Origin of the sequence: Streptomyces sp. B93 (genome assembly GCF_018070565.1) — a bacterium.
GTDB lineage: Bacteria > Actinomycetota > Actinomycetes > Streptomycetales > Streptomycetaceae > Streptomyces.
Genome location: NZ_JAGPXL010000089.1, coordinates 1 through 9,473, shown reverse-complemented (window position 1 = coordinate 9,473; position 9,473 = coordinate 1). Strand labels below are relative to the sequence as shown.

Annotated in this window: 7 protein-coding genes; 4 read left to right on the top strand and 3 right to left on the bottom strand. The window is 72.2% G+C overall.

Going from position 1 to position 9,473, the window contains the following annotated elements:
• Nucleotides 1-1,192: sigma-70 family RNA polymerase sigma factor (locus tag KBY47_RS35630; RefSeq protein WP_210928719.1), on the bottom strand; the 1,192-nt coding region annotated here is incomplete at its 3' end.
• A gap of 537 nt (nucleotides 1,193-1,729) precedes the next feature.
• Nucleotides 1,730-2,503, bottom strand: coding sequence for a TetR/AcrR family transcriptional regulator (locus KBY47_RS35625; protein ID WP_210928716.1), 774 nt, complete (start codon nucleotides 2,501-2,503; stop codon nucleotides 1,730-1,732).
• A gap of 373 nt (nucleotides 2,504-2,876) precedes the next feature.
• Here KBY47_RS35625 and KBY47_RS35620 point away from each other — a divergent pair, with 373 nt between their 5' ends.
• From KBY47_RS35620 to KBY47_RS35610, 3 genes are all read left to right on the top strand, one after another.
• On the top strand, nucleotides 2,877-4,256 hold the full coding sequence (locus KBY47_RS35620; protein ID WP_210928713.1) for an NAD(P)/FAD-dependent oxidoreductase: 1,380 nt from the start codon (nucleotides 2,877-2,879) through the stop codon (nucleotides 4,254-4,256).
• Between the two features lie 249 nt (nucleotides 4,257-4,505).
• The gene (locus KBY47_RS35615; RefSeq protein WP_210928710.1) at nucleotides 4,506-6,161 is read left to right on the top strand and encodes a SpoIIE family protein phosphatase; all 1,656 of its coding nucleotides are present in this window, start codon (nucleotides 4,506-4,508) and stop codon (nucleotides 6,159-6,161) included.
• 33 nt (nucleotides 6,162-6,194) lie between these two features.
• Complete coding sequence (locus KBY47_RS35610; protein ID WP_210928707.1) at nucleotides 6,195-7,007, top strand: class I SAM-dependent methyltransferase; 813 nt, start codon at nucleotides 6,195-6,197, stop codon at nucleotides 7,005-7,007.
• A gap of 68 nt (nucleotides 7,008-7,075) precedes the next feature.
• On the opposite strand, the gene KBY47_RS35605 is transcribed toward KBY47_RS35610, so the two are convergent.
• Nucleotides 7,076-8,338: an MFS transporter gene (locus tag KBY47_RS35605; protein ID WP_210928722.1), complete on the bottom strand. Its 1,263-nt coding sequence runs from the start codon at nucleotides 8,336-8,338 to the stop codon at nucleotides 7,076-7,078.
• A gap of 125 nt (nucleotides 8,339-8,463) precedes the next feature.
• Here KBY47_RS35605 and KBY47_RS35600 point away from each other — a divergent pair, with 125 nt between their 5' ends.
• Entirely contained in the window at nucleotides 8,464-9,012 is a 549-nt protein-coding gene (locus tag KBY47_RS35600; RefSeq protein WP_210928704.1) for a MarR family winged helix-turn-helix transcriptional regulator, read from the top strand.
• Nucleotides 9,013-9,473 lie beyond the last annotated feature (461 nt).

Genomic DNA, 9,473 nt, shown 5'->3' with positions numbered 1-9,473 from the left:
CCACCACGGCGACCGCCACGGCCACCACACCCGCGGCGATCCCGGCCTTCGCGGGGGCACCCAGCCCCTCGGAGGCCGCGGCACCGCCCCCGGCCCCGCCGGAGCCCGAGGAGCCGCTCGCGGCGGCTGCCGCGCCCGCGGCGCCCGCTCCCGCGCCCCCGGCGATGATCCCGGCCGCCTTGGCGTACCCGGCGGCCCCGAACCAGCCGATGACCGCGACCGGCACGACGGCCGGGATGCCGCTGGCGACCTCGGCGATCTGGCCGGCGGCGAGGCGGCACTTGGCGCACTCCTCCAGGTGCTTGCGCAGCCCCCGCTCGGCGCGGGTGCGCAGCCTGCCCCGGGCGTAGGTGCCGAGCTGGTCGGCGTACCGCGCGCAGGCCTCGTCGTCGGCGAGGGCGTCGCTGACATGGGCCTGGAGGTAGGCCTGCTTGAGGCCTTCACGGGCCCGGCTGGCCAGCACGCGCGTGCCGTTGGCGTCCAGGCCGAAGAGGGTGGCGACCTCGCTCGGCGACTCGTCCTCGACCTCGGTGTGCCACAGCACGGCCTGCCAGCGCTCCGGCAGCGACCGGAACGCCCGCATCGCCATGGACCGCTCGGCCTCGTGCATCGCGCGGACGTCGGCCCCGAGGTCGAGGGTGTCGGTGTCGGACACCTCCGACGCGCGCGCGGCCTGCGTCGCGAACACCGCGAAGTCGTCGACCAGTTGCTCCCGCCGGGCGGAGTTCGTCCAGTTCGCGGCGACCCGGCGCACGGACGTCAGCAGATACGCGCGTACGGCGTGCTCGGGGCCGGAGCCGCCGCGCACCGCCTGGAGCATCCGTGCGAAGACCTCGGCGGTGAGGTCGTCCGCGGTGTGCGCGTCCCGGCAGCAGGTGCGGGCGTAGCGGCGCACGGCGCCGGCATGGCGCCGGTACAGCTCCTCGTACGCCGTGTCGTCGCCCCCGCGCATCAGCCCGATCAGCTCGGCGTCGGGCGGCGGCAGTTCGAGCGGCGGCGGCAGCACGCTGTCCTCGCGCCAGCCGTCGTCGCGCCAGTCGCGCTGCTGCGGGACGCTGCCCTCGTCCGGCAGACCCGCGCCCCGCGGTACGTCCGCCCGGCCGCCCTGCGGCGGCACCTGGGGCGCTGCCGGGCCGTCGGCGTCCGCGCCGTCGCCATCTCCGGGTGACCCGTCCTGTCCCTCAACGCCCATCGCGCGAAGCCCCCGCCGCCTGCACAGCCCTCAAGAACACCGGGTCAGAGTGCCACACCGCTCTCGGACGGGAGCCCGTGAGGTGGTCCCGTCCACTCGTCCGTGGGGACCTGCCGCACGGCAGTGCTAGGCCGTGTCCGCAAAGTCCCGCCTGCCCCGCGACGCCTGGCACGCCCTCTCGCCACACCGGGCGAAGTCCCCAGTACGTCCGGTACGAAGGCCTCCGCCCGGCCCTCCCCCGAGTTCTCCGAGCAGGGAGTACCCCCAGAGGACATACCAGACGCCGCGAGGCACGCCCTCCGGGCGGACGACGGGACTTTGCGGAGACGGCCCAGGGCCTGTTCCGACGGACCATGTCGCGGACGCCGGGTCTGCACGCCCATCCGACCCCATGCACCTGTGCTGACAAGTGGCCGCAGGTCTCCTGCGACCTGATCCGCCGGACAGGACCTGGCCGCCGTCCGTCCGGGGGAGCGCCAACGGGCCTCCCCCGGACCGCAACTGGCACGCGCGCGTGACGGCACGCGGGCCGCCAGGTCACGCCGGGCGGGACCGCAGCCCCTCCAGCAGGATGTCCAGCAGCCGCGCGGAGGCCGCCGCCTGCTGGGCCGCGTCGGGCAGCGAGGGCGCCGCCGTCGCGATCACCAGCAGGACGTCGGAGACCGACACGTCCGGTCGCAGCTCGCCCGCCGCCCGCGCCCGCTCCACGAGCTGGCCGACGACCTCGAGCAGCGCCGCGGCACCGGCGTCGTCCGCCAGGGACGCCTCACCGGCCTGCCCCTCGCCGGACACCAGGCGCAGCTCGCCCGAGCCCGGCTGCACCCGCTGCTGCGGCACCCGCGCGCCGTCGAAGGCGGCACCCGTCCCGCTCTCGTCCGCGACGCCGACCCGCAGCACCTGCGGCGGCAGCAGCCGCCCGGCGCCGGAAGCCACCGAGGTGCGCAGGAAGCGCGAGAGCGCCGACCACGGCTCGTCCTCCTGCCCGAGCGCCGCCCGGGCCTGGTCGGTGAGCCGCGAGGTCTCCTCCTCGGCTATCCGGCGCACCAGGACGTCCTTGCTCGGGAAGCGCCGGTACACCGTGCCCACGCCGACCCGCGCGCGCCGCGCCACGTCCTCCATCGGCGCGCCGTACCCCAGCTCGCCGAAGACCTCGCGCGCCGCGCGCAGTACGTGCTCCAGGTTGCGCTGTGCGTCCACGCGCAGCGGGGCCTGACGCGGGCCGTCCCCGCGTCCGTTGCCCGCCGCGGCGCCCACCGCGCCACCAGGCGCGATGGCAGAAGCGGTAGACCAACGAGTGTCCTGAATGTGCATACGAAATCCCCCGGTAATGACGTCTCCCCCCGGAGACTCCCCGCCATCGAAAGCCGGAGCGCGCGGAACGGGCCTGACCTCGAGCCCGCCCGTCGCGGACTCGATGAGCGCATCCCCCTACACCCCGTCGACACACGAACATAGTTGAGAGACAGTCAATTCAGAAGGGGCAGGTTCCGCACGGAGCGCCCCCCGATCGGAGTACGGGTCGTATACGTCCCGATTGCACCCCCGCCGAAGCCTCGACACATCCCTTCTGACCTGGCCCGTTCCCCCATACGCCGGGGAGTCGGCCAACCCGCCCCGAGCCCGGCCCGCGGTCATACGAATCGTCGAGGCTGTGGACAAACTCCAGCGCCGGGTGCGTCATGGGATGGTGAAGGAACGTGCGCGCATTCTCGTTGTCGGCGGCGGCTACGTCGGGATGTACACGGCCCTGCGTCTGAAGCGGAGGCTCAGGCAGGAACTGCGACGGGGGGAGGCCGAGATCACCGTCGTCACACCGGACGCGTACATGACCTACCAGCCCTTCCTCCCGGAGGCGGCCGCGGGCAACATCTCACCCCGCCACGTCGTCGTCCCCCTGCGCCGCGTCCTCGACGGCTGCCGCGTCGTCATCGGCGAGGTCCGGTCAGTCCACCACGCCGAGCGCACCGTCACCCTCACCACCCTCGCCACCGAGGACGAGGGCACCGGTCCGCAGAAGCTGTCGTACGACGAGATAGTCCTCGCGCCCGGCTCCGTCTCCCGCACGCTCCCCATCCCCGGCCTCGCCGAGCACGGCATCGGCTTCAAGACCGTCGAGGAAGCCATCGGCCTGCGCAACCACGTCATCGAACAGATGGACATCGCCTCCTCCACGCGCGATCCGGCCATCCGCGACGCCGCCCTCACCTTCGTCTTCGTCGGCGGCGGCTACGCGGGCGTCGAGGCGCTCGCCGAACTGGAGGACATGGCCCGCTACGCCGCGCGCTACTACCACAACGTCAAGCCCGAGGACATGAAGTGGATCCTCGTCGAGGCCTCCGACCGCATCCTCCCCGAGGTCGGCGCCGAGATGGGCCGCTACACCGTCACCGAACTGCGCCGCCGCAACATCCAGGTCCTCCTCGGCACCCGCCTGGAGTCCTGCAAGGGCCGCGTCGCCGTCCTCAGCGACGGACAGCGCTTCCCCACCCGTACGGTCGTATGGACCGCCGGCGTCAAACCCCACCCCCTGCTCGACGCCACCGACCTGCCCCGCACCGACCGCGGCCGACTGCGCTGCACCGCCGAACTGACCGTCGAGGGGCACGCGCACGCGTGGGCCGCCGGTGACGCCGCCGCCGTCCCCGACCTCACCGCCGGCGAACCCGGCCGCGACTGCGCCCCCAACGCCCAGCACGCCGTCCGCCAGGCCCGCGTCCTCGGCGACAACATCGCCCACTCCCTGCGCGGCGAACCCCTGGAGACGTACGCCCACAAGTACGCGGGCTCCGTCGCCTCCCTCGGCCTGCGCAAGGGCGTCGCACACGTGTACGGACGCAAGGTGAAGGGCTTCCCCGCGTGGTTCATGCACCGCACGTACCACCTCAGCCGCGTCCCGACCTTCAACCGCAAGGCGCGCGTGGTGGCCGAATGGACCTTGTCGGCCCTCTTCAAACGGGAGATCGTCTCCCTGGGCTCACTCGAACACCCTCGAGCGGAGTTCGAACTCGCGGCCGGGGGAAAACCTCCTTACGAACCTCCCCACGACCCGAAGGGGTCGTCCTGACCGGACCCAGGAACTCTCAGGGGCACCCCGGCGTCTGACGGTTGTCGGCCAGCCCGGTCGCCCACACTGCCAGACTGGCCCACGACTGACCGGGGGACGGACCACCACCCGCCCTCCCGACACCCACGAGGCTGTTCCCAAGTGCCGCATTTTCCGGGGGTATGACAGGTGCGGCTACCGCTGCGCGGCTCACCAGGGCCCCGGCCGGGTCCAGAGCCGGCCGACGACGACTACACGAGGCAAGGATTCGTGAACTTCACGCGCTGGAGCGCCCGGCTCCCCGGAACGCAGCGCCGCGCCGCAGCGCGGACCGACCACGCGGTCACCCACGACCGCCGGGGCGAAGGCTCCGTACCCGCGGCCCGCGCCGAACAACTCACCGACGACCCCCCGCCCACCCGAGCCGTCGACGAACTGCCCGTACGCCAGGTCCTCGACCGCGTCCCCGCCCTGGTCGCGCTCGTCCACGGCCCCGACCACCGCCTCGCCTACGTCAACGACGCCTACGCCACCGCCTTCGGCCCCCGCCCCACCGGCGAACCCGCCCGCGACACCCTCCCCGAACTGAGCGAACTGGGCCTGCTGCCCCTCCTCGACCAGGTCCTGCGCAGCGGCAGACCCCGCACCCTGAAGTCCCGCAAGGCCACCGACGGCCGCTCCTACACCTTCACCTGCACCCCCGTCACCGAGACCGGCGACGCCGACGCCGTCGGAGGAGTACTGGTCTTCGCCACCGACGTCACCGACCACGCCGAGGCCGCCGACCGGCTCAGAACCAGCGAACGCCGCCAGCGCGAGACCGCCGTCACCCTCCAGCGCTCCCTCCTCCCCCAGGAACTGGAACAACCCGACGACCTCCGCATCGCCGCCACCTACCAGCCCGGCGGCACCGAGGCAGCCGTCGGCGGCGACTGGTACGACGTCATCACCCTCGGCGGCGGCCGCACCGCCCTCGTCATCGGCGACGTCATGGGCCGCGGGGTGCGCGCCGCCGCCGTCATGGGCCAGCTCCGCACCGCCGTCCGCGCCTACGCCCGCCTCGACCTCCCGCCGCACGAGGTCCTCCAGCTCCTCGACGGCCTCGCCACCGAGATCGACGCCAACCAGATCGCCACCTGCGTCTACGCCGTCCACGACCCCAACGAGGGACGCCTGGTCTACGCCTCCGCGGGCCACCTGCCCATCCTCGTCCGCGACGAGACCGGAGCCGTCCTGCGCGCCGACGAACCCACCGGCCCACCACTCGGCACCGGCGGCTGGATGCACGCCTCCGGCTCCGTCCCCCTCGCCCCCGGCTCCACCGCCGTCCTCTACACCGACGGCCTCGTCGAACGCCGCGACGAGGACCTCGACCACGGCATCGCCGCCCTGGAACACGCCCTCGCCGGAGCCATCGGCACCCCCCAGGTCATCTGCGACCGCCTGATGCGCTCCGCCGGCGTCGCCGCCGACCACGACGACGACGTCGCCGTCCTCGTCCTCCAGCACCCCGCCCGCACCGGCCCCGACGGCGACCTCTTCCGCAACGCCGCCCTCGACCTCCTCGGCGGCGTGGAAGCCGCCCCACGCGCGCGTGCCTTCGCCTCCGGCGTCCTCACCAGCTGGCGCTTCCCCACCGAACTCCACGACCTCGGCGTCCTCGCCGCCAGCGAACTCGTCGCCAACAGCCTCCAGCACGGCACCCCACCCATGCGGCTGCGCCTGCGCCGCACCGACCGCCGCCTGATCGTCGAGGTCACCGACGGCGACGACCACCTGCCCAGACGCCGCCGCGCCGAACCCGCCGACGAGTCCGGCAGAGGCATCGCCATCGTCGCCACCATCGCCTCCAACTGGGGCTGTAGGCGCACACCGGGCGGCGGAAAGGCGGTGTGGTGCGAATTCGTCCTCCCGCGCGCCACCTAGGCACCTTGCGCATCCGGTGCTAGTAGCACATCCATGCCAGACGAAACGGGCTTCCAACTCCAGGGCAGCGCCCCCGAGCGCTATGAACACTTCATCGCGCCCCTGATGGCGCCGTTCATCGAAACCGTGCTGGACACCGTCGATCTGTATCCCGGCGCCCAGGTCCTCGACCTGGCCTGCGGCACCGGCTTCGTCGCGCGCGCCGCGGCCAACCGCGTCGGACCCACCGGCCATGTCGCCGCCGCCGACATCAACGAGGGCATGCTGAAGATCGCCCACGCCAAGGCACCCCACGTCTACCCCGACATCGAACTCACCCTCGCCCCCGCCGACCGGCTCCCCTACGAGGACGCGTCCTTCGAGGTGGTGATCTGCCAGCAGAGCGCCCAGTTCTTCCCCGACCTGACGGCGGCCCTCAGGGAGACGGCCCGCGTCCTGCGCCCCGACGGCCGACTGGCCCTCACGGTCTGGGCGCCCAAGGACCGCTCCCCCTACTTCGCCGCCCAGTACGAGGTACTGGAGCAGTACGCCTCCCCCCAGGACACCGCCTCCTTCAGAGCCGCCTTCTCCTGCACCGCCGACCGCCTCACCGCGGCCGCCACCGAAGCGGGCCTGCACGACGTCACCGCCCGCGAGATCACCCGCGAGGTCCACACACCCCCGCTCAGGGAATGGGTCCCCGGCCAGATGGCCTCCGTCCCCTGGACGCAGTCCCTCGGCGAAGCAGGACCGGAGACCATGGCCCACGCGGCCCGGGCCCTGACCGACCGCCTCACCGACCACACGGCCCCCGACGGCACGGCCAAGCTCCCCTTCACCGCCGTCCTGGTCACGGCCACGCGCTGACAGACCCCGGACACCGGACGGGCCGGGGCGCACCCGCACAGCCCCGGCCCAAAGCGCCCCCGCCCGGCTCACGCCTCCGCGGACACCGCCTCGGCAGTCGCCCCGCCGCGCGTCACCACCCGGCTCCGCGCCGCCCACGGCCGGTCCTGCACCACACTGAGCCGCCGCCCCAGCCGCAGCGCCAGCACACTGATCGCCAGCGAGAACAGCAGGAACGTCACGATGTACGGCCCGTGCAGCGCCGCCCCCATCGGCCCGCCCACCGCCGGCCCCACCGCCAGCGCCAACTGCTTCACCAGGGCGAACGCGGAGTTGTACTGCCCCGCCATCCCCGGCGGAGCCAGATCGGCCACCAGCGGTGCCACCGTCGGGGACAGCAACGACTCACCCAGCCCGAACAACGCGTACGTCGACACGAACGCGGCCGTCGCCATCTCCTGGCTGCCATGCCCCAGCCCCGCGTACCCGGCCGTCAGCCACGCCACGGCCCAGATCAGCCCCACGGCCGCGATTACCCGGGAACGCCGCCGCCGCTCCACGAACCGCAGCACGGCGAACTGCGCCACCACGATCACCGCGGTGTTGGCCGCCAGCGCCGTCCCCAGCGCCGACGTCGATATCCCGGCCGCCTCGACGCCGTAGGCACTCAGCCCCGACTCGAACTGCCCGTAGCAGGCGAAGAACATCACGAAGCCCAGCACCGACAGCTGCACCATGGCCCGATTGCCCAGCAGCTGCTTCCAGCTGCCCCGCGCGGACTGCGCCGGAGCCTCACCGATCCGCGGCGCGCGAGGCATCCGCACCGTCGCCATCACGGCCACCAGCAGCAAGAACATCGCCGCCTCGATCGCGAACAGCACGGTGAAGGAGGAGACCCGGGTCGTGTCGACGAGATGGCCGCCTATCAGCCCGCCCACACCGAGCCCGAGATTCTGGAGGAAGAACTGCGTCGCAAAGGCCCGGGAGCGGGTCGCCGTCGTGGAGCAGTCCACGATCATCGTCGCCAGCGCGGGCTGCATCACGGCCTGTCCCGCCCCCAGCAGGGCCGCGGCCGACAGCACGGTGGCCGCGCTCCCCGCCAGCCCCAGGCTCAGCGCTCCGACCGCGGCGGTGACCAGGGCGGCGAGCAGGACAGGCAGCGGGCCCCGCCGGACGATGGCCCGCCCGGCGAACGGCAGCACGATCAGCGCGGCCACGGCGAACACGGCGAGCACCGAACCCGCCGTCATGGCACCCAGCCCCCGCACCTGCGCCACATAGACATACAGATAGGGGACGGTGAAACCGAGCCCGAACGCGCTGAGCGCGTTGCCCACGTGGATCCGGCGCATCGCCGCGCCCTTCGCCCTGGTCACGTTCACCTCTCTCAACCTTGAAGACTTAAGACCTAAAGTTCGAAGCTAAAGACTACATGTTGAAGGACTTCAAGGCAAAGGGGGCGTGTCATACTGCGCCCATGGGCGACACCTCCGACCTCCCCGAGCCGACACTCGAAGAGCAGATCGCCGCGTACCAGCGCGAGTTCCGGGACCTCGACCCCCAGGTCGAGAAGATCGTCTCGGCGCTCTCCCGCCTGAACCGCCGCATGAACGTCGCCTACGGCCGCCAGACCTCCGAACTCGGCATCAGCAACGCCGACTGGGAGGTCCTCAAGGCCCTCGTCCTCTCCGGCGCCCCCTACCGCATGGGCCCCAGCGACCTCGCCAAGCGGCTCGGTCTGACCCCCGCGGCCATGACCCACCGGATCGACCGCATGGTGGCCGAGGGCCTGGTCACCCGGGAGCGTGACGAGAGCAACCGGGTGCGCGTCATCGTCGAGCTGACCCCGGTCGGCCGCGAGAAGTGGCTGGAGGCCATGCGCCTGGCGACGGTCTTCGAGGAGGACCTCCTCCAGGACCTCACCCCCGCCGAGCGAGCAGTCCTCGGCGAGGTCCTCACCAGGCTGCTGCGCCGGGTGGAGGACGCCCAGCCGGACGCGGGCGGCCGCCTCAGCGACCTGGACTGAGGCCCGGCAAAAGATCTTGACAGCGGGCGCTTGACACCCACCACCCCGATCCGTAGGGTTCTTCGGGTTGCCACGGAGCCGGAACGGTTCCGCGACAACACTCCCGCCGCGCGAGCGGCAACCCAAACCACAAGCACGATCTCCCGACGGGGTTGATTTCGGCGTGCCCGAATTCAATTCGCATAGGGACTCGGCAGCCCGATTGGGAATCGCCGAGAGAATCCGCTAAGGTTTGAGACGTCGGAAGGGCCCAACGGCCCGGAAGGCAAACCCCGCTGACTGGGGGTCAGGTCGAGAAAAGGATCTGATAGAGTCGGAAACGCAAGACCGAAGAGAAGCGCCCGGAGGAAAGCCCGAGAGGGTGAGTACGAAGGAAGCGACCGTTCCTTGAGAACTCAACAGCGTGCCAAAAGTCAACGCCAGATATGTTGATACCCCGTCTCCGGCCGTCATGGCTGGGA